At 72.3% G+C, this 23810-nt stretch carries 24 protein-coding genes; 15 read left to right on the top strand and 9 right to left on the bottom strand.

Features of this window, described 5'->3' with window-relative positions; translation table 11 throughout:
- Positions 1-49: 49 nt before the first annotated feature.
- Together KIK06_RS19575 and KIK06_RS19570 are read left to right on the top strand one after the other, a co-directional pair.
- The gene (locus KIK06_RS19575) at positions 50-199 is read left to right on the top strand and encodes a hypothetical protein (protein WP_268644616.1); all 150 of its coding nucleotides are present in this window, start codon (positions 50-52) and stop codon (positions 197-199) included.
- 23 nt (positions 200-222) lie between these two features.
- The gene (locus tag KIK06_RS19570) at positions 223-693 is read left to right on the top strand and encodes an NUDIX domain-containing protein (RefSeq protein ID WP_268644615.1); all 471 of its coding nucleotides are present in this window, start codon (positions 223-225) and stop codon (positions 691-693) included.
- Between the two features lie 28 nt (positions 694-721).
- On the opposite strand, the gene KIK06_RS19565 is transcribed toward KIK06_RS19570, so the two are convergent.
- The 6 genes from KIK06_RS19565 to KIK06_RS19540 all read right to left on the bottom strand — a co-directional run bounded on the left by KIK06_RS19565 (position 722) and on the right by KIK06_RS19540 (position 7774).
- On the bottom strand, positions 722-1729 hold the full coding sequence (locus KIK06_RS19565) for a hypothetical protein (RefSeq protein ID WP_040689712.1): 1008 nt from the start codon (positions 1727-1729) through the stop codon (positions 722-724).
- Between the two features lie 60 nt (positions 1730-1789).
- Complete coding sequence (locus tag KIK06_RS19560) at positions 1790-1954, bottom strand: hypothetical protein (protein WP_017599277.1); 165 nt, start codon at positions 1952-1954, stop codon at positions 1790-1792.
- A gap of 44 nt (positions 1955-1998) precedes the next feature.
- The gene (locus tag KIK06_RS19555) at positions 1999-3036 is read right to left on the bottom strand and encodes a nitronate monooxygenase (protein ID WP_268644614.1); all 1038 of its coding nucleotides are present in this window, start codon (positions 3034-3036) and stop codon (positions 1999-2001) included.
- A 79-nt stretch (positions 3037-3115) separates the two neighbouring features.
- Positions 3116-3730 carry a TetR/AcrR family transcriptional regulator gene (locus tag KIK06_RS19550; protein ID WP_017599279.1) on the bottom strand — a complete coding sequence of 205 codons (615 nt, stop codon included), beginning with the start codon at positions 3728-3730 and terminating at the stop codon, positions 3116-3118.
- A gap of 10 nt (positions 3731-3740) precedes the next feature.
- Complete coding sequence (locus tag KIK06_RS19545) at positions 3741-6284, bottom strand: PEP/pyruvate-binding domain-containing protein (RefSeq protein ID WP_268644613.1); 2544 nt, start codon at positions 6282-6284, stop codon at positions 3741-3743.
- Positions 6281-7774 carry an MFS transporter gene (locus KIK06_RS19540; protein WP_268644612.1) on the bottom strand — a complete coding sequence of 498 codons (1494 nt, stop codon included), beginning with the start codon at positions 7772-7774 and terminating at the stop codon, positions 6281-6283. The genes KIK06_RS19545 and KIK06_RS19540 overlap by 4 nt, the downstream gene beginning before the upstream one ends.
- Before the next feature lie 249 nt (positions 7775-8023).
- Here KIK06_RS19540 and KIK06_RS19535 point away from each other — a divergent pair, with 249 nt between their 5' ends.
- The 4 genes from KIK06_RS19535 to KIK06_RS19520 all read left to right on the top strand — a co-directional run bounded on the left by KIK06_RS19535 (position 8024) and on the right by KIK06_RS19520 (position 11982).
- Positions 8024-8779 carry an SDR family NAD(P)-dependent oxidoreductase gene (locus KIK06_RS19535; RefSeq protein WP_017599283.1) on the top strand — a complete coding sequence of 252 codons (756 nt, stop codon included), beginning with the start codon at positions 8024-8026 and terminating at the stop codon, positions 8777-8779.
- A 101-nt stretch (positions 8780-8880) separates the two neighbouring features.
- Positions 8881-9351: a VOC family protein gene (locus KIK06_RS19530; RefSeq protein ID WP_268644611.1), complete on the top strand. Its 471-nt coding sequence runs from the start codon at positions 8881-8883 to the stop codon at positions 9349-9351.
- A gap of 92 nt (positions 9352-9443) precedes the next feature.
- The gene (locus KIK06_RS19525) at positions 9444-10202 is read left to right on the top strand and encodes a MerR family transcriptional regulator (RefSeq protein WP_268644610.1); all 759 of its coding nucleotides are present in this window, start codon (positions 9444-9446) and stop codon (positions 10200-10202) included.
- 151 nt (positions 10203-10353) lie between these two features.
- Positions 10354-11982: an AMP-binding protein gene (locus KIK06_RS19520; RefSeq protein ID WP_268644609.1), complete on the top strand. Its 1629-nt coding sequence runs from the start codon at positions 10354-10356 to the stop codon at positions 11980-11982.
- Between the two features lie 133 nt (positions 11983-12115).
- On the opposite strand, the gene KIK06_RS19515 is transcribed toward KIK06_RS19520, so the two are convergent.
- Together KIK06_RS19515 and KIK06_RS19510 are read right to left on the bottom strand one after the other, a co-directional pair.
- Complete coding sequence (locus KIK06_RS19515) at positions 12116-12400, bottom strand: HPr family phosphocarrier protein (protein ID WP_017599287.1); 285 nt, start codon at positions 12398-12400, stop codon at positions 12116-12118.
- 35 nt (positions 12401-12435) lie between these two features.
- Positions 12436-13377 carry a 1-phosphofructokinase family hexose kinase gene (locus KIK06_RS19510; RefSeq protein WP_017599288.1) on the bottom strand — a complete coding sequence of 314 codons (942 nt, stop codon included), beginning with the start codon at positions 13375-13377 and terminating at the stop codon, positions 12436-12438.
- 318 nt (positions 13378-13695) lie between these two features.
- Between KIK06_RS19510 and KIK06_RS19505 the strand changes: the two genes are divergently transcribed.
- The 6 genes from KIK06_RS19505 to ptsP all read left to right on the top strand — a co-directional run bounded on the left by KIK06_RS19505 (position 13696) and on the right by ptsP (position 19482).
- The gene (locus KIK06_RS19505) at positions 13696-14457 is read left to right on the top strand and encodes a DeoR/GlpR family DNA-binding transcription regulator (RefSeq protein WP_017599289.1); all 762 of its coding nucleotides are present in this window, start codon (positions 13696-13698) and stop codon (positions 14455-14457) included.
- Between the two features lie 66 nt (positions 14458-14523).
- Positions 14524-15621: a PTS mannitol transporter subunit IICB gene (gene mtlA / locus KIK06_RS19500; protein ID WP_017599290.1), complete on the top strand. Its 1098-nt coding sequence runs from the start codon at positions 14524-14526 to the stop codon at positions 15619-15621.
- 26 nt (positions 15622-15647) lie between these two features.
- Positions 15648-15956, top strand: coding sequence for a PTS lactose transporter subunit IIB (locus KIK06_RS19495; RefSeq protein ID WP_017599291.1), 309 nt, complete (start codon positions 15648-15650; stop codon positions 15954-15956).
- The gene (locus tag KIK06_RS19490; protein WP_268644608.1) at positions 15946-16389 is read left to right on the top strand and encodes a PTS sugar transporter subunit IIA; all 444 of its coding nucleotides are present in this window, start codon (positions 15946-15948) and stop codon (positions 16387-16389) included. Before KIK06_RS19495 ends, KIK06_RS19490 begins: the two co-directional genes overlap by 11 nt.
- A 107-nt stretch (positions 16390-16496) precedes the next feature.
- A complete protein-coding gene (locus KIK06_RS19485) occupies positions 16497-17537 on the top strand; it encodes a zinc-dependent dehydrogenase (protein WP_017599293.1) in 1041 nt (346 codons plus the stop codon).
- Positions 17538-17685: 148 nt separating this feature from the next.
- A complete protein-coding gene (gene ptsP / locus KIK06_RS19480) occupies positions 17686-19482 on the top strand; it encodes a phosphoenolpyruvate--protein phosphotransferase (RefSeq protein ID WP_268644607.1) in 1797 nt (598 codons plus the stop codon).
- Between the two features lie 66 nt (positions 19483-19548).
- On the opposite strand, the gene KIK06_RS19475 is transcribed toward ptsP, so the two are convergent.
- On the bottom strand, positions 19549-20205 hold the full coding sequence (locus tag KIK06_RS19475) for a TetR/AcrR family transcriptional regulator (protein WP_268644606.1): 657 nt from the start codon (positions 20203-20205) through the stop codon (positions 19549-19551).
- 128 nt (positions 20206-20333) lie between these two features.
- Here KIK06_RS19475 and KIK06_RS19470 point away from each other — a divergent pair, with 128 nt between their 5' ends.
- From KIK06_RS19470 to KIK06_RS19460, 3 genes are all read left to right on the top strand, one after another.
- Complete coding sequence (locus KIK06_RS19470) at positions 20334-21926, top strand: DHA2 family efflux MFS transporter permease subunit (RefSeq protein WP_268644605.1); 1593 nt, start codon at positions 20334-20336, stop codon at positions 21924-21926.
- A gap of 119 nt (positions 21927-22045) precedes the next feature.
- Positions 22046-22639 carry a TetR/AcrR family transcriptional regulator gene (locus KIK06_RS19465; RefSeq protein ID WP_268644604.1) on the top strand — a complete coding sequence of 198 codons (594 nt, stop codon included), beginning with the start codon at positions 22046-22048 and terminating at the stop codon, positions 22637-22639.
- Positions 22636-23799, top strand: a complete 1164-nt coding sequence (locus KIK06_RS19460) for an FAD-dependent monooxygenase (RefSeq protein WP_268644603.1) — start codon at positions 22636-22638, stop codon at positions 23797-23799. Before KIK06_RS19465 ends, KIK06_RS19460 begins: the two co-directional genes overlap by 4 nt.
- The last annotated feature ends 11 nt before the right edge of the window (positions 23800-23810 follow it).

The following is a 23810-nucleotide window of genomic DNA, read 5'->3' as shown; positions in this document are numbered from 1 at the left end:
GCACTCCCCGGTTCCCGAGGCTGTAGCGCGCAGCGGTGACCATGCCGTCGTGAATGCCTATCTGGAGGAGGGTCTGCCCGCCTTCCACGTCCACCGCCACGTGATGAGTTATCAGATCATGGCGCGGATGATGCGCTCTAAGTCCGGCCGCAGGAAACGGAGGCTGGCCGATCTGGCCCACCGGATGGGAATCCTCTGACACAGGGCTATTAGTATCCGGGTATGGCCTCTGATCCCGCAGAATCTTTCGCCCGCCCCCGGGTTGCTGCTGGCGTCCTGTTCTTCGATCACCTCGGTCGGGTGATGATGGTGGTTCCCTCCTACAAGGACTACCTGGACATCCCCGGCGGCTACATCGAGCACGGGGAGACCCCGACCCAGGCCGCCGCCCGGGAGGTGAAGGAGGAACTGGGGATCACGCCGCCGATCGGACGGCTCCTGGTCGTCGACTGGGCACCCAATGCCTCCGAGGGCGACAAGCAGCTGTTCGTCTTCGACGGGGGAGTGCTCGACCAAGGCTGGCTGAACCAGATCGTCCTTGACCCAGCCGAGCTAACCAGGTACGAGTTCCACGACGTGGACACGATCGGAGAGGCCACCATCCCCCGACTCGCACGCCGAATCACCCACGCTGTTCGGGCCCGTGCGGAGGGGACAACGGCCTACCTGGAGAACGGACAGGACGTCTCGTAGGTCGGCAACTCCCCATGCCCCCCGACGATTAGCCCGGTGCGTGGGCCTTAACTGGCCATCCCACGAAGGAATCCCTGTGCCGGTACACCACTTTGACGTTGACCGACTCCAGAAGGTCGACGAGATCCTCGTGGGGCTTCGTGGGAAGGAGAATGGCGAGTGTGGGGTCGGCGGGCGTGACATGTCTCCGGTAGTCCATGAGCTGGCCGATCGCCATACGCACGGCTTCGCGGGAGCTATTTCCCTTCGCCTCGTAGAGCACGTGGGCGTGGGTGTCGTAGAGGTCGGTCAGGAGGGTCGAGGAGAGTCCAGCAGCCCTGATCTGGAACCGGCTGACCTCGTGTTCGTGCTCTTCAAGTAGCTTCCTGAAGTCTTCACACAGGGAGGCTTCGCGTCTGCTGACCTTGGTGCGGGGGATGGCTGACCGTGAGATCGGCTTTCCACTGTGAGACTCGGGTTCCACCATGACACTCGTCGTGATGTCAGCCGGTACCTGGGCACATTCAGTCTTGTCCGAGGGGGTGATGATGTCCTGAGGAAGCTGCGTCACATCTTCCACCGGGCGGAGGCGGAACACGATGACGCGCCGCAGGTCGCCCTTCAGGTTGGGAGCCTGGCGCACGACGTAGGGCTGATCGGCGTCCAGTTCGAACTTCCCGATGTATCGCTGGCGTTTGGCTTTTGATCCGGGCACCTTGCCATCGGCTTTGAAGACACGCAGGTCACGGTTGTCGTCAACATGCATCAAGACGGCACCGTTGCGCTGACCATGACGGCCGACAAACACCTGGTCACCTTCGCCATCTCCGGTGTACTCGAAGACTGGGCCGATGTGATCTTCGGTCGGGAGCCAGCCGTCGTAGTACCCCGACAGTTCGCCTCTCTCTGGGTTGCTGTAGAGGAGCACGTTGGCGCGGCCTGTTTCTTCTAGCACCTTGGTACATGGGTGAATCCCCATCCCTTGGCCGCCACCGAAGACGTCCTGCATTTCGCTACGTGTCGTGATGTGTCCAGGTTTGATGGGATCGTCGACCATGCGGTTAATGTACAGCTTTGTGGTATCGGTCGGCCGGTGAGAAAGGTCCTGGGGTTCGGTTCAGCGGAACGCGGCGGGCAGGGCCTCGGGTGTCAGGTTGCCGGGACCGCCGAGGGACCAGGCGGGGCACTGGCCGAGTGCCCTCAGAACTTGGGCAGGGCGCTCGTGGTGGGCGGCGTGGTGGTCGTCGATCAGGCGGTGCCAGACAGGCGAGTCGAAGGCCACTCCACGTTGGTGGCCAGGGCGGACACGTGCTTCCAGACCACCGGTCACCGCCGCACCCCCGCCTCCGCGGCCTCCCTCCGCACCCGCGCCACGACCTCCGCCGCCGGGGCGTCGCTCGCGGACCGGAAGCCGTCGCCCGCCCACAGCGCCATCCCGCCGGTGTCGCCCGCGCTCGCCGCCGCCGCGCGCAGCGGCCTGGTCATGTGGTGGACCTCCGGGTAGGCGGTCGGCGCCTGCGCGTGCTCCCACATGAACCGGTTGGCCAGCCCCCGTGCCGGTCGCCCGGTGAACGCCCTGGTCAGCGCGGTCTCCGTGAACGCCGGGTCCACCAGTGCCGCCTTGTGCACGGGGTTCGCCCCGCTCTCCGGGCACCGCAGGAACGCCGTCCCCAACTGCACGGCCGTCGCCCCCAGCTCCAGCGCGCGGGCGGCGTCCCGGCCGTTCATCAGCCCTCCCGCCGCGATCACCGGCGCGTCCACCGCCGCCGCCACCTCGGGCAGCAGCGCGAACAGCGGCGACCCGCCCCCTCCGGCCGGGTCGAACACCGCGCGGTGCCCTCCGGCCTCCGAACCCTGCGCGCACACCCCGTCGGCGCCGCGCTCCACCGCGATCCGCGCCTCCTCGACGGTCGTCACCGTCACCACGGTCGCCGAACCCACCGCCCGCAGCCGGTCGAGGACCTCGGCCGACGGGCATCCGAAGGTGAAGCTCACGACCGGGACCGGGTCGGCCGCCAGGAGGTCGATCTTGGCCGCCCACGCGTCGTCGTCCCGGACCGGCTCGCCCACCGTCGCGCCGTGCCGCCCGGCCTCCGGGCCCAGCTCCTCCCGGTAGGCCGCCAGGACCTCCGGGGCGGCGGGCGCTCCCGAGGGCACGAACACGTTGACCCCGAACGCCGTCGTCCCCGACGCCCGCACGGCCGCGATCCGCTCCGCCAGGGCGTCCGCCGACAGGTACCCCGCGGCCAGCGACCCGAGCCCGCCCGCCCCGGACACCGCCGCGACCAGGTCGGGGGTGGACGCCCCGCCCGCCATCGGCGCCTGGACGATCCACCGTTCCCGCAGCAGCTCCGCCAACCGCATGAGTCCCCCGCCTTCCCCTCGCGTCGAACGGAACGGACGCTAACAGGAGCGGTCGCGGCGGCGGGTCACCGACCCGGCGTCACGCGTCGGGCACCGTCCCGAACAGCGGCAGCAGCACCGTGTCCACGATCTCCTCGATCATCGCGTCGCCGATCGGCTCGTGGTGGAAGATGAAGTGGTTGCGCACCAGCGCCTGCCCCACGTCCAGCCGCATCGGCGTGACGGCGCGCGCGTCGATCTCCCCGCGCTCCACCGCCCGCCGGGTCGCCTCCGCCATCATCCGGCGGCCCATCCCCTGCGAGTGCGACCGCAGCCGCGCCGCGCGCTCCGGATCGGGCAGGATCTCGGTCATCAGCCCCCGCAGCCCCTTGCCCGCCGGGCCCGCCAGGGTGCGCGCGGTCCGCCGCAACACGGCCAGCAGGTCCCCGCGCAGCCCACCGGTGTCCGGCAGCTCGCCGGGCGTCGGGACGATCGCGTACACCGCGTCCATCACCAGCTCGGCCCGCGTCGGCCACCGCCGGTACAGCGACGCCTTGCTCGCCCGCGCGCGCTCGGCGACCCCCTCCATCGTCAACGCCGCGTAGCCGTGTTCCTCCAGCTCCTCGACGGTCGCCGCGAGGATCGCGGACACGAGCGCCTCGCCCCGGCGGCGGGGGCGTTTGCGGTGGTCGGTGGTCTCGGGATCGGCGGCCATGTTCCGCATCCTACGAAGCCCGGACGACCCGGCCGGTCGTCCCGTCGACGGTGACCCGTTCACCCTCGGTGAGGACGGTCGTGCCCGTGCCCGACCCCATCACCGCCGGGATGCCGTACTCGCGGGCGACGATCGCGGCGTGCGACGCGGCCGCGCCCGTGTCGACCACCACCGCGACCGCCCGCTGGAACAGCGGGGTCCACGACGGGTTGGTGTAGGGGCACACCAGCACGTCGCCGCTCTCCAACCGGTGGAAGTCGTCGGGACCGCGCACCACCCGGACCGGGCCCGTGGCCGTCCCCGCGCTGGCCGGGGTCCCCGACACCAGCGCGTCGCCCCGTTCCTTGGCGGGGAACACCCGCGCCGGGTCGATCATCCGGACCCCGGTCAGTTCGGCGCGTTTGGCGGCCCGGACACGGACCAGGGAGCGCAGCCGGTCGGCCTGGTCGTCGGGGATGTCCTCGACGTCGCCGACCTCCAGGACCTCCTCCATGCGCAGGTGGAACACGTCGAAGGGCTCGTCCACGACCCCCGCCGTCCGCAGCCGCGCGCCGATCTCCAACAGCGCCCGCCGCAGGGCCGGGAGCCCCGCGGTGAAGTAGAAGTGCGAGTCCTCCCGGAACGCCAGGCCGTTCTGCGCGGCCCGCACCCACCGGGTCACCCGCGCCCGGGACCGCTCACCCCGCAGCAGCGGGTGCTCCAGCAGAGCGGCCAGCGTCCCCTCGGACCGGGACCCGGGGTCGTCCCCGCGCTCCTCGCCGACCAGCACCCGGACCAGGCCGACCACGTTCTCCGGCGACTCGGCGAGGGTGGGCGGGCTGACCAGCAGCGGCGTGGTGGTCTCGCGGCGGCCGAACTCGCGCTGGAAGGCGTCGAGGTCCTTCGCGAACGCCCTGAGCGACCCCTGTCCCGACCGCAGCTCCCGAACCACGTGTTCCGGGTCGGCGGACTCGAAGAGCGCGCGCAGCTCGGGTGTGGCGCGGACCGTGTCCGCCAGGTCCTGGAGCGCCCGGTTGGCGTCCTCGGTCCGCGTCCGGGCCCCGCCCAGCAGGTCGCCGAGCAGGGAACGCCGACCGAGCAGGGTCGTGGCCGCGGCCAGCCGCGCCACCGACGCCCCCGCGCTCGGCAGGTAGTCCAGGCGCAGGTCGCGGCAGTAGTCCATGAGCGCGAGCACGCGGTCGGGCACCCGGACCAGCTCCGTCCACGGCGGCGTCGCCGGGTCGAGCGCGTCCAGCTCGTCGGCGCGGCGCAGGAACTCGGCCAGCCGCGGATCCTCCCGCCAGGCGTGGATGTCCATCGTCCGGGCCTTGCGCGCCAGCCGGAAGGGCGTGGCCAGGGCGCGGAGCGTCGGACGGGGCGCCCGCGGGGTGAGCTGGGTGACCACCCCGTCCTCCTCGACGAACACGTCCTCGAAGCCCCCGGTGATCCCGTACGCCTCGATGATCTCCTGCATCATGTGCGCGGGTCCGCGGCCGAGCCAGGTGCTCACGTCCATCGGGTAGGGCCGCACGGGGAGGTACTCGGTCAGGATCGAGCCGAGCAGCCGCTGACGCCGGTTGAGCGGTCCGGTCTCCGGAGGCAGGGCGGTCATCGGCCGGGACTGGACGATGTACGCGCGTCCACCGGACAGGCTCCACTCGATGTCCTGGGGGCGGCCGAAGTGCCCGGCGATCGTCCGCGCGTGCGCCACCAGGACGGAGAGCTGGTCGTCGGTCAGCAGCCGTCCGGCTCCTCCACCCCCGGCGCCCTCCGGGCCGTCCCTGTTCCCGGTGTCCCGCCGGTCCTCGCCGTCGTGCTCCTCCCGCACGACCCCGCCCCCGGCCTCGGAGCGGATCACCACCTCGCCCCGGCCCGGGGTCCACTCCAGGAGACGGCCCCCGTGGTCGAGCACGTAGTGGTCGGGTGTGACCAGTCCGGACACCACGGCCTCCCCGAGCCCGGCGCCGGCGTCGACGATGACGCGGTCGCGCTTCCCGCTCACCGGGTCGGCGGTGAACATGACCCCGGCGACGTCGGAGTCGACCATCCGCTGCACGACCACCGCGATCCGCACCTCCGAGGCGGCCACCGACCGCTCCGCGCGGTAGGACACCGCCCGGTCGGTCCACAGCGACGCCCAGCACCGGCGGACCGCGTCGACCACGGCGTCGGCGCCGACCACGTTGAGGTAGGTGTCCTGCTGCCCGGCGAACGTGGCGCCGGGCAGGTCCTCGGCGGTGGCACTGGAGCGGACCGCGACCGGGACGTCCTCGCCGAGGGCGGCGTAGGCGTCGGTGATCGCCGCGCGCAGGCCCTCGGGGACGGGCGCGGACTCCAGGTCGGCGCGGAGCGCGGCGGGGTCGGGGACGCCGTTCGAGCCCCGGGGGGTGAGCCGCTCCTCCAGTCCGATCCCGGCGGCGACCTCCGCGTAGGCGTCGGTGGTGACCACGAACCCGGGCGGCACCGGCAGCCCGGCCCGCAGGAGTTCACCGAGGTTGGCGCTCTTCCCGCCGACGGCCGCGAGGTCGTCGGCGCCGAAGGCGTCCAGGGGAGCGACGGAGCGTGTGTGGGTCATCTGGGAGTCTCCCTGTCTGGATCCGCGTGCGCCGTGGTGCGCAGGGGGAGGTGGGGAAAGGCGAGGGTGAGGAGGAACGCCAGGCCCATGAGCGGTGCCATGGCCAGGAGGGCCGACGGCACGGCGGCGCCGAACGCGTCCTCCACGAGTGTCCGGACCGGTTCGGGGAGCGCGGCGATGGCCTCGGGGGTGAGCGACCGGGGGTCGCCGACACCGGAGGGGACGCGGTCGCCGAACGCCCGCGTGACCAGGGCGCCCACCGCAGCGACGCCCGCGCTGGCGCCCACCTGGCGCAGGAAGAGGACCGACGAGGTGGCGGTGCCGAGGTCGGCGTGGCCGACGGCGTTCTGGGCGGCGAGCATGACCACCTGCATCACCATCCCGATCCCGAGCCCGAGGAGGACGAGGAGCCCCGCGAGCGCCGCCGTGTCCAGCTCCGGTCCGAACACCCCGATCAGCGTGAGCCCGGCCGTCGCGACGGCGGTCCCCGCGATCGGGTAGCCCCGGTAGCGGCCGGTGCGGGTGATCAGCCGACCCGACACCACCGTCGTGACGAGCGTCCCGGCCATGAGCGCGGTCACCAGCAGGCCCGCCCGTGTGGCGCTCATACCCAGGGCGATCTGCGCGAACGCGGGCACGTAGGTGAGCACGCCGAAGAGGCTGAACCCCACCAGGAAGCCGACCGCCACGGGTAGGGCGAACGCCCGGTCGCGCAGGAGGCGCGGCGGGAGGACGGGGTCGCGGACCACGCGCGCGGTGACCGCCCACAGGGTGAACGCGGTGGCGGTGCCCGCGACCAGGGCGGGGAGGGCCCAGGCGGGGTAGCCGCCGGGCCGGGCGAGGGCGTCGCAGAGGAGGACGGCTCCGACCACGGTGGCGCTCAGGGCGGCGGCGCCCGCGTAGTCGACCGGGGGCCGCTCCGTGGGGCGGGGGAGTCGCAGGGTGAGACTGAGGACGACCAGCGCGGCGAGGCCGAGCGGCGGGTGGATCGCGAAGATCCAGCGCCACGACAGGTGGTCGACCAGCAGGCCGCCGACCAGCGGGCCGCCGACCGCCGCCAGGACGTACACCGCGCCGAACAGGCCCAGGTAGCGGCCGCGTTCGCGCGGGCTGACGATCTCCCCGACGATCGCCTGCGCCCCGATCATCAGACCGCCGCCGCCCAGGCCCTGCACCACCCGGGCGGTGAGGAACACGCCGAGGGTGTCGGCCGTGGCCGCGAGCAGGGCCCCGGCCGAGAACAGGACGACGGCCGCCCGGATGAGCGGCGCCCGGCCGTAGCGGTCGCCCAGGCGGCCGAAGACCGGCATCACGGCGGTGGCCGCGACCAGGTAGGCGGTCACGATGGCGGGCATCTGGTCGAGACCGCCGAGGTCGCCCGCGATCTCGGGGAGCGCGGGGGCCATGGAGGTCTGGTCCAGCGCCGCGAGCAGCATCGCCATCAGCAGCCCGGGGAGCGCCAGGGCCACGGAGGTCGGGCGTCGTGGCACGGTCCTCGCCTCCCTGTCATCGTCATCGTTAGAAAACGTTTCGTTCTCTAACGAGGCTAGCCTTCGCCTTTAGTAAACGCAACGTTTCTTGTGGTTGCATCGGGAGGAACGGTGACGGGAACGCGCACGGCGCCGCTCCCGTGGGAGAGCGGCGCCCCCCGCGCACGCCCCGCCGGGGCCGTTCCGGCCACGCCGCCGACTCGCGTGTACGCTCGGCCCGACACCGCATCAGTCCAGGAGGAACCCACCATGACCGCGACCGCCGTCGTCACCGGAGCAAGCAGCGGGATCGGCGCGGCCACCGCACGCGGGCTCGCCGCCGAGGGCTACGACGTGGTCCTCGTCGCCCGTCGCGCCGACCGGATCGAGGCCCTGGCCGAGGAACTGACCAAGGCCGGGCACAGCGCCCGCGCCCAGGTCCTGGACGTCACCGACCGCGCCGCCGTCGACGCCTTCGCCGAAGCCCTGCCCGCCTGCTCGGTCCTGGTCAACAACGCGGGCGGCGCGATCGGGACCGAGACCGTCGCCACCGCCGACCCCGCGGACTGGCGCACCATGTACGAGGTGAACGTCCTCGGCGTGCTCAACATGACCCAGGCCCTGCTGCCCAAGCTCGTGGCCGGCGGGGACGGGACCGTCCTGGTGGTCTCCTCCGTCGCCGGGCACGTGGTCTACGAGGGCGGCGGCGGTTACGTGGCGGCCAAGCACGGCGCGCACACGCTCGCGGCCACGCTGCGGCTCGAACTCGTCGGCCAGCCCGTGCGCGTCCTGGAGGTCGCCCCGGGCATGGTCAAGACCGAGGAGTTCACCCTCAACCGCCTGCGCGGGAACGCCGAGGCGGCCGAGGCGGTCTACGCCGGGGTGCCCGACCCGCTGTCGGCCGAGGACGTCGCGGACACCATCGTCTGGGCGGTCACCCGGCCGCCGCACGTCAACATCGACCTGCTGGTGGTGCGCCCCCGCGCGCAGGCCGCCCAGCACCGCGTCCACCGGGTCAAGGAGTAACCGGACCGGACCGGGACGGGCGGCCGGGACCGACTGGCGCGGGGCGGGGCGGCGGAACTCGGCTTGACCTTGACGCCACGTCAACTCCTAGCGTCGGCGGCATGAGCGAGAACACCACTCCCGAGATCGACCGCACCATCTACCCCATGCCGATGTTCGCCACCCTCCAGGTGGCGGATCTGGCGACGGCCGAGGCGTTCTACCACGCCGTCGGCTTCGTCTCCCTGGCCACCGTCCCGGGTCCGGACGGGACCCCCGCGGTGGTGCACCTGCGCCGGAGTCGGTACCAGGACCTCCTGATCGTCCCCGGCGAACCGGAGCGCGGCAGCACCACCGTGAGCTTCAACGCCGCCGGGCAGGACCTCGCGGAGCTGGCCGAGGAGATCCGCGCCGCGGCCCCGGAGGGCGCACGGGTCGAGGGGCCCGAGGACACCGCCTGGTTCACCACCGACCTGACCGTCGACGACCCCGACGGCAACCGGCTGATCCTCACCGCGCCCCGCGAGGCGGAGATGGAGCGCGCCAAGGAGTGGGCGAGGACCTTCGAGGGCGACTACGTCGTGGAGGGGTAGCCTCCGACGACGGCCGGCCCCCACCGCCGCCGGTGGGGGCCGATCCCTCCTCCGAGCACCGTCCCGGCCGGAGCCGACCTACCCTTGGCCCCATGGAGTGGACCATCCACCAGGTCGCGGTGAGCGCGGGAGTCACCAGCCGGACCCTGCGCCACTACGACGCGATCGGGCTCCTGCGCCCCTCCCGGGTCGGCGACAACGGTTACCGGTACTACGACGCTGACGCCGTCGCCCGCCTCCAACGCGTCCTCCTGCTGCGCGACCTCGGCCTGAGCCTTTCCGTCATCGCGGACGTCCTGGACCGCGAGGAGGACGAGGAGGGGGCCCTGGCCGAGCACATCGCGCTCCTGGAAGCCGAGCGCGACCGTCTCGACCGGCGGATCAGTGCCGTCCGGTACACGCTCGACGCGCGTCGCTCGGGGCGGGACCCCTCGATGGGGATGATGTTGGAGGGCTTCAACGACCCCTACGAGGACGAGGTCGTCGCCCGGTGGGGAGAGGAGGCCTTCCGGAAGAGCAACGCCTGGTGGCGCGGGAAGACCACCAAGCAGCGGATCGAGTGGAAGCGCGAGACCGACGTCCTCGTCGCCGCGTGGACGGCGGCCTGGCGGGACGGCGCGGACCCGGCCTCGGACCGTGCGCGGGAGCTGGTGGTCCGGCACGTGGAGTGGCTCCGGCGCATCCCCGGGACCCCGGTGGCCGAGGGCGACCGCGAGCGCTCCGTCGAACTCCTGCGCTGCCTGGGCGACATGTACGCCGAGGACCCCGGCTTCGCCGACACCTACGGCGGTCCGGGCGGCGCCGCGTTCGTGCGCGACGCCCTCCGCGCCCACGCCGAGCGCTCCGTGTGACCCGCCGCCTCCCGTGCCGCGGCGCCGCCCGCCGTACGCCTTTCCACTCCGCGAGGGCCGTGATACGTGTGATGGGTTCCACACGGGCGGATTCCGCGCGGATCCCGCGTCCCGGCCCCCGCCCGTGTCCCGGCACGGCAAGGAGCCCGGATTGAGTTCTCGCGTTCCCCAGAGCAGCTACTCCTCAGGCACCTCCGACACCCCGCTCCTCGGCGACACCATCGGCGCGAACCTCGCCCGCGCCGTCGCCGCCCACCCGGACCGCGAGGCCCTGGTCGACCGCGCGGGCGGGGTGCGGCTCACCTACCGCGAGTTCGACGCGGTCGTCGACCGGGTCGCCCTCGGGCTGCTCGACCTCGGCGTCGCCAAGGGCGACCGGGTCGGCGTGTGGTCCCCCAACCGCGCCGAGTGGGTCTACACGCAGTACGCGACCGCCCGGATCGGCGCGGTCATGGTCAACGTCAACCCCGCCTACCGGACCCACGAACTGGAGTACGTACTGGGCCAGGCGGGCATCTCCGTCCTGGTGGCGGCGCCGTCGTTCAAGACCTCCGACTACGCGGCGATGATCGACGAGGTCCGGGGGCGCTGCCCCGACCTGCGCGAGGTCGTGCTGTTCGACACCCCGGCCTGGTCGGCCCTGCTCGCGGCGGGCGAGGCGGGGGACCGGTCGCGGCTGGCGGAGATCGAGGCGGGGCTGTCGCCGGACGACCCCATCAACATCCAGTACACCTCGGGCACCACCGGATTCCCCAAGGGCGCCACGCTCTCCCACCACAACATCCTCAACAACGGATTCTTCGTGGGGGAGTTGTGCGGATACACGCACGTCGACCGGATCTGCGTTCCGGTTCCCTTCTACCACTGCTTCGGCATGGTGATGGGGAATCTGGCCGCCACCAGCCACGGCGCGTGCGTGGTCCTCCCCGGTCCCGGGTTCGACCCCGCGGCGACCCTCGACGCCGTCCAGGCCGAACACTGCACCTCCCTGTACGGGGTGCCCGCGATGTTCATCGCCGAACTGGCCCTGCCGGACTTCGACGACTACGACCTCTCCACGCTGCGCACCGGGATCATGGCGGGCTCACCTTGTCCCGTCGAGGTGATGCGCCAGGTCATGGGCAGAATGGGCATGCGCGAGGTGTCCATCTGCTACGGAATGACCGAGACGTCCCCCGTGTCCACCCAGACCCGCCGCGACGACACGGTGGAGCGCCGTGTCTCCACGGTGGGCCGGGTGGGTCCGCACCTGGAGGTCAAGGTGATCGACCCGGACACCGGGACCACCGTCCCGCGCGGGACCCCCGGCGAGCTGTGTACCCGGGGCTACTCGGTCATGCTCGGCTACTGGGACATGCCCGACCGCACGGCGGAGGCGATCGACGCGGGCCGCTGGATGCGCACCGGCGACCTCGCGGTCATGGACGACGAGGGCTACGTCAGCATCACCGGCCGGATCAAGGACATGGTGATCCGCGGCGGGGAGAACGTCTATCCGCGTGAGGTCGAGGAGCTGCTGTACACCCACCCCGACATCCTGGACGCGCAGGTCATCGGCGTCCCGGACGAGAAGTACGGGGAGGAGCTCATGGCGTGGGTGCGCATGCGCGAGGGCGCCGAGCCCATCGGCGTCGACGGGCTCCGCGCCTTCTGCGAGGGGCGGATCGCCCACTTCAAGATCCCGCGCTACGTCCACGTCGTCGACGAGTTCCCGATGACGGTCACCGGCAAGGTCCGCAAGGTGGAGATGCGCGAGCGGGCGATCCGGCTGCTGGGCTGAGACCGTTCCCGGCCACGTGCCGAAACGCACGGGACGGGGCCCGCCCTCCGCGGTGACACGCCGTTCGGAGGGCGGGCCCCGGGTTCCCGCACGGGGTCCGGGGCGGGGTCCGGGCCCCGGACGCGACGCGGACTCAGGCCCCGGACGGAGCCGTGTCCATGTCGGAGGCCAGCAGCTCCGCCAGTCCGTCCAGGGCCTGGTCGGCGGTGTCGGCGTCGTCGCAGGCCAGGGTCACGGTCTCGTTGTGCCCCGCGCCCATGGACATGACCGCCAGGACGCTGCGCGCGTCCACCGGGTCGTGCCCTTCGCGGGCGATGGTGACGGGCAGGCCCGTCTCGTTGACGGCCTGCACGAAGAGGGCCGCGGGCCGGGCGTGCAGTCCGAGGTGGGATCCGACGGTCACGGTGCGCTGGGGCATGTCAGTCCTTCTCTGCTCGAGGGCGGCGGGGCGGATCACAGGTCGTCGATCCGCCACCGCGGGTCGGGGTCGGCCACGACCGTGGCCTCGTGCGCGGCCACGTCGTTCGGCGTGGGGATGGTCGTACCGGGCAGGGAGACGGCGGCCGTCCCCCAGGACACGGCGCGGCCCAGCCCCTTGTCGGGGAGGCCGTCCTCGCTGAGGTAGCCCGCGAGGGCGCAGTCGCCCGCACCCACAGTGCTGCGGGTGCGTACCCGGGGACCGCGCGCCCACCAGGTTCGCTCGGCGTCCACGAGTATGGCCCCATGGCCGCCCAATGTCACGAGGGCCAGCTCGTTGCCCCAGGAGAGGACCTCGCGGGCGGCTCCCACGACCGCCTCGACGGTGGGCAGGTCTTGTCCGGTCAGCTCGGCGAGCTCCTCGCGGTTGGGCTTGAGCAGGGTCACCCTGCCCGCGTGGGCCGCCTTGGCGAGCGGTTCCCCCGAGGTGTCCAGGGCGAGCGGGACCCCGTAGGCCGAGGCGAGTTCCGCGACGCGGACGTACAGGTCGCTGGGTACCCCCGAGGGGAGACTGCCGCACGCCACGATCCAGTCCGGGTCCAGAGCCAGTTCCTGCTCCAGGACGTCGAGGAGGGCGTCGGTCTCGGCGGCCGACAGGACCGGGCCGGGGGCGTTGAGCTTGGTGGTGGTGCCGTCGGCCTCGGTGACCGCGATGTTGGCGCGTGTCTCGCCCCCGATGGGCACGGCGACCTGCGGGAGGTCGTCGAGGAGGGCGGTGAGCTCGGCGCCGCCGCCTCCGCCGACGGGGAGGACGGCCCGGGCCGGGACACCCGCACCGAGCAGCGCCCGCGCGACGTTGACGCCCTTGCCTCCCGGCTGCGCGTGGGTGGCGCTCACCCGCAGGACCTCGCCGCGAACGAGGCCGTCCACCTCCAGGGTGTGGTCCACGCTCGGGTTGGGCGTGAGGGTCAGGATCATGGCTCTCTCCGACGTGTCTGCGCCCGTCCCGGTGCGGCTTGTGGGTATGGCTTTGATTATGTGTGTTTGGTTGCGTGTGTCAAGGGTGTTGTCACGCGGGGTTCATCGTCGCGGTGGGCGGGATTTCCCGGACGTGGGCGGTTCGATGCCCTGGATCGTGCCTGGTGGGAGGCGTGTGTTCGGTGGTGTGGGGGATTGTGGCGCACAGGGTGCCGGCCGATGGGGACTGTTGGGGTATTGGGTCGTGATGCCTCTTGTGTGTCCTGGGCAACACAGCTAAACTCACAGAAAACCACGCCGAAACACAGGTGATCCAACATGTACGCGGAAGAGCGCCAGAGGGTGATCCTCGAACGCGCCCGGCGGGACGGCCGGGTCGACGTGACGGGGCTCGCCTCGGAGTTCGACGTCACGTACGAGACCGTCCGTCGCGACCTCACGGCGCTCGAACGCCACGGGGTCCTGCGCAGGGTCCACGGCGGCGCGATCCCCGTCGAGCGTCTGGGCTTCGAGCCCACGCTCAACATGCGTGATTCCGTGCTCACCGAGGAGAAGGAACGGATCGCCAAGGCCGCACTGGCCGAGCTTCCGGCCGAGGGCGCCATCCTGCTCGACGCCGGGTCCACCACCGGGCGCATGGCCGAACAGCTGCCACGCGACCGTGAGTTCACCGTGGTCACCAACTCCCTCTCCATCGCCCTCACGCTCACGCCGCGGACCAACATCAACCTGATGCTGCTCGGCGGCCGCCTGAGGGCCCGCACGCAGGCCACCGTCGACTCCTGGGCCCTGCGCTCGCTGGCCGAGTCCTTCGTCGACGTGGCGTTCATGGCCACCAACGGAATCTCCGTCGAACGCGGGCTCACCACGCCCGACACGGCGGAGGCGGAGGTCAAGAGGAGCATGATCGCGTCGTCACGGCGCGCCGTCCTCCTCGCGGACCACACCAAGGTCGGCAACGACCACTTCGCCCGGTTCGCGGGCGTCGAGGACCTCGACCGGATCATCACCGACACCGGTCTCGTCGAGGGTCTGGCGGAGGAGCTGGAAGCCGCCGGTCCCCCGGTCCTCACGGTCTGAACCCGACCATCCACAGATTCGACCCGGCACGCGTATCGCGCCGGCCACCTCCCAGGAGGTTCCCCCATGTCAGACCAGCAGACCACGACGAGCATGGCGTCAGTGCGCTCCGGCGTCCAGCGGTTCGGCGGATTCCTGTCGAGCATGGTGATGCCCAACATCGGCGCCTTCATCGCCTGGGGCCTGCTCACGGCCATGTTCATCGAAACCGGCTGGTTGCCCAACGAGAGCCTCGCCGAGCTCGTCGGGCCGATGATCACGTATCTCCTCCCCCTGCTGATCGCCTACACCGGCGGACACCTGGTGTACGACAGGCGGGGAGGCGTGGTCGGAGCGGTCGCCGCCACGGGTGTCATCGTGGCCGTGGACATGCCGATGTTCCTCGGAGCCATGGTCATGGGGCCGCTCGCGGCCTACCTGATGAAGAAGTTCGACGGCCTCGTCCAGCCCCGCATTCCCACGGGCTTCGAGATGCTCGTCAACAACTTCAGCGCCGGAATCCTGGCGGGGCTGCTCGCGGGCGCGGGGATCTACGCGGTCGGGCCCGTGATCGGCGCCGTCACCCGGGCGCTCGGGGCGGGGGTGCAGTTCCTGATCGACATGAGCCTGCTCCCGCTGGTGTCGATCATCGTCGAGCCCGCCAAGGTCCTCTTCCTCAACAACGCCCTCAACCACGGCGTCCTGGCGCCGCTGGGCGTCGCCCGCGTGGCCGAGCAGGGCAAGGCCATCGAGTTCCTCATCGAGACCAACCCCGGTCCGGGCCTCGGTATCCTCCTGGCCTGCATGTTCTTCGGCCCGAAGATCAGCCGCGCCACCGCCCCCGGCGCCATCCTCATCCACTTCTTCGGCGGGATCCACGAGATCTACTTCCCGTACATCCTCGCCCAGCCCAAGCTCATCCTCGCCGTGATCGGCGGCGGCATGTCCGGCCTGGCGACCTTCATGGTCCTGGACGCGGGACTGCTCGCCACTCCCTCGCCCGGCAGCATCATCGCGCTCATGGCCGTCACGCCCCGCGGTGACCACCCCGCCGTCCTGGCGGGGGTCGCGGTCGCCACCGTCGTCTCCTTCGCCATCGCCTCCGCCCTGCTCGGCTTCGGCCGGGCCGAGCGCAAGGCGGAGAGGGCGCGGGAGGCGGAGAACGCGGAGTCGTCGGCGGCCTAGGGGAAACAGAACAAGGAGAGGACATCATGAGCAGCATCGAAGGCTCGGACATCAAGAAGGTCATCGTCGCCTGCGACGCCGGGATGGGGAGCAGCGTGCTGCTCACGTCCCAGCTCCAGCGCACGCTCAAGGCCTACGGCGTGACCGTCGCGCACTCGCCGGTGGACCGGGTCCCCGCTGACGCCGACCTGGTCCTGTGCCACACCGGACTGGCCGACCGCGCCCGCGCCCGGGTGCCCGACAAGGTCGTCATCGCCTTCCAGATGTACCTGGGGGACCCGGTGTTCGCCCGCGTCGAGCAGGCGATTCGGGACGGTGGGACCCTTGCCGACTGAACTGACCCTGACCACCGACGCGGTACGGCTGGGCCGCACCGCCTCCGACCGGGCCGACGCCGTCGACCAGTGCGGGGCCCTGCTGGTCGAGCTGGGCGCGGTCGAACCGGGCTACGTGTCCGCCATGCACGAGCGCGAGGCCTCGATCTCCACCTTCGTGGGTGAGGGCATCGCCATCCCGCACGGCACCGACGCCTCCCGGGCCCTGGTCAAGGAGACCAGGCTGGCCTTCCTCCAGTTCCCCGACGGGGTCGACTGGGGTGGGCCCACCGCCTACGTCGCCATCGGCATCGCCGCCTCCGGGGACGAGCACCTGGGCGTGCTCTCCTCCCTGGCGTCGGTCCTCACCGATCCGGAACGAGCCGCCCGGCTCCGTTCGGCCGCCGACCCGTCCGACGTGCTCGCGCTGTTGGGCCCGCGGCGGGACGGCTGAGGCCGGGAGCCCGACCCGACCGGGGCGGACCGCCGAAGCCGGTCCGCCCCGACACCGCGCGCCGCCGTCCTCGGCGCGCGGCCGAGAACCATCAGAAAGGTCCCCACATGCTCGTCGCCCGCTTCTACGCCCCCGGTGACATCCGCCTGGAGCAGGCCCCCGAACCGACCGCCGGGCCCGGCCAGCTCAAGATCGCCGTCGCCAACTGCTCCACCTGCGGCACGGACGTGAAGATCTCGCGCCACGGCCACCACCACATCGACCCGCCCCGCGTGATCGGCCATGAGATCAGCGGCCGGATCACCGAGGTCGGTGAAGGCGTCACCGGCTGGTCCGAGCAGGACCGGGTCCAGGTCATCGCGGCCATCCCCTGCGGTGAGTGCCACGAGTGCTCCTCCGGTCGGATGCCCGTGTGCTCCCGCCAGCAGTCGATGGGCTACCACTACGACGGCGGTTTCGCCGAGTACATGATCATCCCCGAGGCCGTGCTGGCCGTCGACGGCGTCAACCGCGTTCCGGACAACGTGAGCATGGCTGAGGCGTCCGTGGCCGAGCCGCTGGCCTGTGTGCTCAACGGGCAGGAGATCGCGGGGGTCGGCGAGGGGGACACGGTCGTCGTCATGGGCGCCGGTCCGATCGGCTGCCTGCACGTCCGCCTGGCCCGGGCCAGGGGCGCCGCCAAGGTCTTCCTGGTGGACATCAACCGGGGACGCCTCGACATGTCCGCGGACATCGTCCGGCCGGACGCCGCCATCTGCGGGGAGGAGACCGACGCCGTCGCCGAGGTCCTCCGCCTGACCGAGGGCCGGGGCGCCGACGTCGTCATCACCGCCGCCGCCTCCGGTCGCGCCCAGGAGGACGGCCTGCGCATGGTCGCGCGCGGCGGTCGGATCAGCTTCTTCGGCGGGCTGCCCAAGGACGATCCGATCATCCGGCTGGACTCCAACCTCGTGCACTACCGGGAGATCTCGATCTTCGGCGCGAACGGCTCCAGCCCCGACCACAACCGTCGCGCCCTGGAGCTGATCTCGACCGGAGCCGTGCCGGTCAGCGACCTCATCACCGAGCGGATGGGCCTGTCCGACGTGCACAAGGCCATCGAGACGGTGGCGTCGGGCACCGCGGTCAAGGTGACCATCGAGCCTTGACCCCGAGGAGGACACGATCCCTGGTCCAGACCACTGGTGTTCCGCCGCCTTTCACGATTGGCTGTGTACGAGGCATTCGCACACACCCGTCGGTTCCGAGAGGGGGCCGGGGTGAGCCGAGTACGAGCAAGGACCCGATCCAGGAGCGATGATGCCGAAGACCGGCCACCCGAGCCCAGACACACCGACCCCTGAGGAAGCGGTCCGTGCGGGGGCCGACGCGGGGGAGGACACGGTGGAGGAGACCGCCACCGTGGTGGACGCCGTTCCCGCGCACACCCCCCGCCTGGCGGGCGTCCCCGCCAGCCCCGGCGCGGCCGTCGGTCCCGTGGCGCGCATGGCCGCCCGCCCGACCCTGCCTGACCGCGCCCCCGCCGCCGAGGACCCCGCCGCCGAGGCGGACCGGGCGCGCGCCGCGCTGGAGGGCGTGGCCCGGTGGCTCGACGCCCGCGCCGCCGGACTGACCGGTGACGGGGCGGCCGTACTCACCGCGCAGGCCCTCATGGCCCGCGACCCCGAGCTCGCCCGCCGGATCGGGGAGCGCGCGGAGGCGGGGGAGGCCGCCGCGTGGGCGGTCCACTCGGCGGTCGGCGCCTACCAGGAACTGCTGCTCGCGGCCGGGGGCTATCTGGCCGAGCGCGCCGCCGACCTCGCCGACATCCGTGACCGCGCCGTCGCGCTCCTGCTCGACGAGCCGATGCCGGGCCTTCCCGACCCGGGCCACGACCACGTCCTGGTCGCCGACGACCTCGCGCCGGCCGACACCGTGCAGCTCGACACCGACCGTGTGCTGGCGATCGTCACCCGGCAGGGCGGCCCCACCAGCCACACGGTGATCCTGGCCCGCGCGCTCGGCATCCCCGCCGTCGTGGGGTGCGCGGACGCCGACACCCTCCGGGACGGGACCGCGGTGGCCGTGGACGGGGACGCGGGCACCGTCGACGTCGAGCCCGACGCGGAGTCCGTCGAGCGGATCCGCGGCCGGGACGAGCGGCGCCGCGCCCTGCTCGCCGAGTCCTCCGGACCCGGTCGCACCCGTGACGGCTCCTCCGTGGCCCTGCTGCTCAACGTGGGCGAGGGCGACCCGGAGGACGCGGCCGCGCACGACAGCGAGGGTGTGGGGCTGCTGCGGACCGAGTTCCTGTTCCTGGACCGCTCCGAGCCGCCGACGGTGGACGAGCAGACCGCCGTGTACACACGTTTGCTCAAGGCCTTCTCCGGCCGCGCGGTCACCGTCCGCACCCTGGACGCGGGGTCCGACAAGCCGCTGCCGTTCGTCGGGACCGGCCCCGAGGACAACCCCGCCCTGGGCGTGCGCGGCTACCGGACCGCGCGCGACCAGCCGGGTCTGCTGACCGACCAGCTGACGGCGATCGCCGCCGCCGTGCGGGCGACCGGCACGCGCACGCGCGTCATGGCGCCCATGGTGTCCACCCCCGACGAGGCAGCGGAGTTCGCGGCGCTGGCCAGGGGGGCGGGGCTGGCGGAGGTGGGCGTCATGGTCGAGGTCCCCGCCGCCGCGCTGCTGGCCGACCGGATCCTGGCGCACGTCGACTTCGTGTCGATCGGCACCAACGACCTCGCCCAGTACACGATGGCCACCGACCGCACCCTGGGCTCGCTGCCCGACCTGCTCGACCCCTGGCAGCCCGCCCTGGTGTCCCTGGTGGCGGCCGTGGGCCGGTCGGGGGAGCGGCTGGACCGGTCGGTCGGGGTGTGCGGTGAGGCCGCCGCCGACCCGCTGCTGGCCCTGGTGCTGGTGGGGTCGGGGGTGAGCAGTCTGTCCATGTCGGCCCCCGCGCTGCCCGCCGTCCGCCACGCGCTCGCCCACCACACGCGCGAGGAGTGCCGCCGCCTGGCCGACCTGGCCCTGGCCGCGTCGAGCGCCGGGCACGCCCGGGAGGAGGTACGGGCCGCCGCGAACCCGGAGGTCGACCTCTGGTGACCGCTTCCCCCTGACCCGCCGCGCCCGCCCCCGGTCCTCAGGCTCCGGGAGCGGGCGCGGTGTGTGTCAGGCACCCGCCGTCCCCCAGTCGCCGCCGACGGCCCCGGGCACGAGGTCGAGCCGTTCCCGCGCGGCCCTGAGCAGGTCGTCGGCGTCGGTGGAGCCGGACGCGGTCCAGGACTCGCGGGCCGTGCCGACCACGGAGAGGAAGACGGCGGTCAGGACGTCGGGGCGCGGGTCGGTGGCGCGGTCGACCCCGGCGCGCTCGGCGACGACCTCCGAGATCCGCTCCTGGTGGCGTCGGCAGGAGCCCGTCATCGCGGCGACCACCGCGGGGTCGTCCTTCAGGACGGTGGCGGCGCGGCTCAGGAAGTCGCGCGTCTGGGGGTCGACGCCGTTCCAGTGGTCCTGGATGGCGTTGCGCAGCGCGGTCAGCGGGGGTTCGTCGGCCGGGCGGGCGCGCAGGGCCGAAAGGAAGAGTTCGTCGATGCCCGCCAGGGCCTCCAGGAGGAGTTCCTCCTTGGTGGCGAAGTAGCGGAAGAGGGTCCGCTGGGAGACGCCGACGCTGGCGGCGATCTGTTCTGTCGTCGTTCCGTGGTACCCCTGTTCGAGGAACAGACGGAGTCCCGAATCGATCAGGTTCTGGCGCAGTCGCGCCTTCTTGCGCTCGCGCAGTCCCACGCCTTCGGCCCCGGCCGTGTCCGTCACCGGTCCTCCCGCCATCGGTCACCCCTCCTCTCCTGGACGTTCTGCCGACGGAATATTACGTCAGTCACAGTCAAAAATCACTTGCTGCAAACTGTCAGCCGCTGACATAGTCTAGCCCAGCGGATTCGAGACTGGGGGAAGTCATGACACTCGGGGATGCCCTGCCCATGTCCAGGGCGGAGCGGCTGCGGCGAAGTCCGTGGTCGACACTGGTCGCCATCGCCTTCGGCGTGATGATGGTGGCGCTGGACGGAACGATCGTGGCCGTGGCCAACCCGGCGATCGGGGAGAGCCTGGGGGCCTCCCTCGCCGAACTCCAGTGGGTGACCCACGGGTACCTGCTCGGCCTGGCGGTCTTCCTCATCACCGCGGGCAAGCTCGGCGACCGCTTCGGGTACCGGCGCACCTACCTGGTCGGCGTGATCGGCTTCGTGCTGTCCTCGGTGGCGATCGGGCTGTCCGTCGGGGTGGTCATGCTCATCGCCTTCCGCATGCTCCAGGGGATCTTCGGGGCGCTGCTGCTGCCCGCCACCATGGGACTGCTGCGCGCCACCTTCCCGCCGGACAAGCTCGGCCGGGCGTTCGGCGTCTTCGGCAGCCTCATCGGCGCCGCGACCGCCGGCGGCCCCATCGTCGGCGGGATCCTGGTGGGCGCCTTCGGCTGGCAGGCGGTGTTCTTCATCAACCTCCCGGTCGGCGTGGTGACCGTCGTCCTGGCGCTGTGGCTGCTCGGCCCGAACCAGGCCACCGACCCGGGCGCCCGCATGGACCTCCCGGGCATCGCGCTGCTCAGCGTGGCGATGTTCGCGCTGGTCTGGGCTCTGGTGGAGGCGCCGACCGCCGGGTGGACCGCCCCGGTCACCCTGGGATCGCTCGCCGTCGCCCTCGTCGTGGGCGCGGCCTTCGTGCTCTGGGAGCAGCGGCCCCGGGACCCGCTCATCCCCCTGGGACTCTTCGCGAACCCGTCGATCGCCATCGGCGCGGTGCTCACGGCGTGCATGGCGGTCAGCCTCATGGGCGGGCTGTTCTTCGTGACCTTCTACCTCCAGGGCGTGCGCGGGATGTCCCCGGCCGAGACCGGGCTCCAGCTGTTGCCGATGACCGCGACCATGGGCCTGACCTCGCCGATCGCCGGCCGGGTGCTGGACCGGGTGGGCGCCCGCGCTCCGACGACGGCCGGCCTGCTGATGTCGGCGCTCGGGATGTTCATGCTGTCCCGCCTGGACGGGGAGACCGGGGTCCCCTACATCTCCGTCGCGTTCGTCCTGGTCGGCATGGGGCTGAGCCTGGTCATGACCGGCGCCACGGCCGCGATCCTCGGCAACGCGCCGCTGCGCTTCGCGGGGGTGGCCTCGGCCGTGCAGCAGGCGGCCATGCAGCTGGGCGGCTCGCTGGGCACGGCGGCGCTGGGCGCGGTGATGTCGCTGAGCATCATGGCGACCCTGCCCGGCCACTTCGCCGCGGCCGGGCTGGCCGAACCGGCCGCGGGTGAGCTGACGGACATACAGAGCGCCGTCGCCCAGGGCGGGTCCGTCGTGCCGGAGGGAGCCTCCGCCGAGACCGTGCGAGCGGTCGCCGAGGCCAGCAACCTGGCCTTCCTGGACGGGCTGCACCTGGCGTTCGGGATCGCCGCGGCGCTCATGCTGGCGTCGGCCGTGCTGTCGCTGTTCATGCGCGCGGGCCACCCGGCCGGTGAGGGCGAGGCCGAGGAGGCCGCGCCGGCCGTCCACGTGTAGGAGATCCGTTCCGGGCCCACCGGGTGCGCGACCGCGAGGTCGGCGGCCGGTGGGCCCTCGTCGTCGTCCCGGCGCGGTGTGACTTGCGGGACCGTCGCGCGGCATGGTTGATTGGTCACATGACCAATTTAGTCGAGCGACCAAATTCCACTCGTGGGCGGCGCCGACGCGAGGAACTCGTCGAAGCCGGGCTCGCCCTGCTCGCCGAGGGCGGCTGGCCCGCCGTCACCACCCGCGCCGTGGCCGAGCGCGGCGGCGCCAACCAGGGGCTCATCCACTACCACTTCGGCGGCCTGCCCGCCCTGCGTCTGGAGATCGCGCGGCGGGCGGGCGACGCGGTGATGATGCCCGTCGTCGAGGCGCTGCTGGCCGCACCGGACGCGGGGTCCGCGCTCGACGCGATGCGGGACGTGGTGCCCCGGGTCGGGGGCGACGAGAAGGTCGTGCGGCTGTCGGTGGAGCTCATCGTGGGGGCGATACGCCAGCCGGAGCTCGGCGACGCGCTGCGGGCGGGGCTGCGGGAGGCGCGCGGCCAGATCGCCGACTGGCTCGGGACGCTGAACCCCCACTGGTCCGCCGAGCGAAGGACGGGGACGGCGACGCTGGTGACGGCGTTGCTGGACGGGATGGTGCTGCACCACCTGCTGGACGCGGAGCTGTCCGTCGAGTCCGCGCTGGCGGCGCTGGGCGAGCTGATCGGGGCCGACTCATGAGGGTCTTGATCTCCGGCGGCGGGATCGCCGGTCTCACCCTCGCCTACTGGCTGCACCACTGGGGCCATACCCCCGTCGTGGTCGAGCGTGCGCCGCACGGACGGCTCGGCGGTTACGGCATCGACTTCTTCGGCACCGGTTACGACGTGGCCGCGCGCATGGGCATCGCCGATCGGCTCGCGGAGCGCCAGCTCCCGGCCGAGAGCATCTGCCACGTGGACGGGGTGGGACGGGTCACGGTCCGGCTCGAGCGGCGACTGCTGGAGAAGGTGATCCGCGGACCGTACCTCGCCCTGATGCACACCACGCTGGAAGAGGCGTTGGGCGGGGCCGTACGGGACAGGGTCGAGATCCGGTACGGACACCGCGTCGCCGCCGCCGAGCAGCGGGCCGACGGCGTCGACGTCACCTTCGCCGACGGCGGTCACGAGAGCTTCGACCTGCTCGTCGGCGCGGACGGGGTGCACTCGGCGACCCGTGAGCTCGCCTTCGGGCCGGAAGAACGGTTCGCGCGGCACCTGGGCTACGCGATGGCCTGCTATCCCGTGCCGGACACCTACGGGCTCGGTCCCCGGCGCGTCCACCACAACGAGCCCGGCCGCCAGACGGTCCTGTACCCCACCGGAAGGCCCGGCGAGCTGATCGCGCTCTTCCTCTACCGCACGGCCGACCGGTCCGTCCCGCCGCGAACCGAGCGGCGCGACGCACTGCGCGGCGCCTTCTCCGACACGGGCTGGCTCACACCCCGGCTGCTCGCCGAGGCACCGCGAGACGACCTGTTCATGGACGGCCTCACCCAGATCGCCATGCCGTCCTGGCACACCGGCCGCATCGCCCTGGTCGGCGACGCCTGCGGAGCGATGACCCTGACCTCCGCGCAGGGCGCGTCCATGGCCATGGCCGGCGGCTACCTGCTGGCCCGGGCACTGCACCGGCACGACGACCACCGGGCCGCCTTCCACACGTACGAAGCGCGGTTGCACCCCGTCGTGCGGCAGCGCCAGCGGCGCGCCCGCGCCCTCGCCCGTTCCCTCGTCCCGGCGACCGGTATCGGCCTCGTCGCCCAGAGCGCCGTCACCCGGCTCATCCTGCGCGACGCCTTCACCGGCCTGCTGCGCCGCGGTTACGGCGATACCACCAGCGTCCTCACCCACGACTGAAAGGCACCGCC

Origin of the sequence: Nocardiopsis sp. EMB25, from assembly GCF_026797795.1 — a bacterium.
Taxonomy (GTDB): Bacteria; Actinomycetota; Actinomycetes; order Streptosporangiales; family Streptosporangiaceae; genus Nocardiopsis; species Nocardiopsis lucentensis.
This window is presented reverse-complemented; position numbering and strand designations above follow the sequence as displayed.

What these genes read in the sequence shown, in the direction of transcription:
- KIK06_RS19570 (WP_268644615.1), top strand. Translation starts at nt 223, where the DNA reads ATGGCCTCTGATCCCGCAGAATCTTTCGCCCGCCCCCGGGTTGCTGCT.
- KIK06_RS19565 (WP_040689712.1), bottom strand. Translation starts at nt 1,729, where the DNA reads ATGGTCGACGATCCCATCAAACCTGGACACATCACGACACGTAGCGAA.
- KIK06_RS19555 (WP_268644614.1), bottom strand. Translation starts at nt 3,036, where the DNA reads ATGCGGTTGGCGGAGCTGCTGCGGGAACGGTGGATCGTCCAGGCGCCG.
- KIK06_RS19550 (WP_017599279.1), bottom strand. Translation starts at nt 3,730, where the DNA reads ATGGCCGCCGATCCCGAGACCACCGACCACCGCAAACGCCCCCGCCGC.
- KIK06_RS19545 (WP_268644613.1), bottom strand. Translation starts at nt 6,284, where the DNA reads ATGACCCACACACGCTCCGTCGCTCCCCTGGACGCCTTCGGCGCCGAC.
- KIK06_RS19535 (WP_017599283.1), top strand. Translation starts at nt 8,024, where the DNA reads ATGACCGCGACCGCCGTCGTCACCGGAGCAAGCAGCGGGATCGGCGCG.
- KIK06_RS19530 (WP_268644611.1), top strand. Translation starts at nt 8,881, where the DNA reads ATGAGCGAGAACACCACTCCCGAGATCGACCGCACCATCTACCCCATG.
- KIK06_RS19525 (WP_268644610.1), top strand. Translation starts at nt 9,444, where the DNA reads ATGGAGTGGACCATCCACCAGGTCGCGGTGAGCGCGGGAGTCACCAGC.
- KIK06_RS19515 (WP_017599287.1), bottom strand. Translation starts at nt 12,400, where the DNA reads ATGCCCCAGCGCACCGTGACCGTCGGATCCCACCTCGGACTGCACGCC.
- KIK06_RS19510 (WP_017599288.1), bottom strand. Translation starts at nt 13,377, where the DNA reads ATGATCCTGACCCTCACGCCCAACCCGAGCGTGGACCACACCCTGGAG.
- KIK06_RS19505 (WP_017599289.1), top strand. Translation starts at nt 13,696, where the DNA reads ATGTACGCGGAAGAGCGCCAGAGGGTGATCCTCGAACGCGCCCGGCGG.
- mtlA (WP_017599290.1), top strand. Translation starts at nt 14,524, where the DNA reads ATGTCAGACCAGCAGACCACGACGAGCATGGCGTCAGTGCGCTCCGGC.
- KIK06_RS19495 (WP_017599291.1), top strand. Translation starts at nt 15,648, where the DNA reads ATGAGCAGCATCGAAGGCTCGGACATCAAGAAGGTCATCGTCGCCTGC.
- KIK06_RS19485 (WP_017599293.1), top strand. Translation starts at nt 16,497, where the DNA reads ATGCTCGTCGCCCGCTTCTACGCCCCCGGTGACATCCGCCTGGAGCAG.
- ptsP (WP_268644607.1), top strand. Translation starts at nt 17,686, where the DNA reads ATGATGCCGAAGACCGGCCACCCGAGCCCAGACACACCGACCCCTGAG.
- KIK06_RS19475 (WP_268644606.1), bottom strand. Translation starts at nt 20,205, where the DNA reads ATGGCGGGAGGACCGGTGACGGACACGGCCGGGGCCGAAGGCGTGGGA.
- KIK06_RS19470 (WP_268644605.1), top strand. Translation starts at nt 20,334, where the DNA reads ATGACACTCGGGGATGCCCTGCCCATGTCCAGGGCGGAGCGGCTGCGG.
- KIK06_RS19465 (WP_268644604.1), top strand. Translation starts at nt 22,046, where the DNA reads ATGACCAATTTAGTCGAGCGACCAAATTCCACTCGTGGGCGGCGCCGA.
- KIK06_RS19460 (WP_268644603.1), top strand. Translation starts at nt 22,636, where the DNA reads ATGAGGGTCTTGATCTCCGGCGGCGGGATCGCCGGTCTCACCCTCGCC.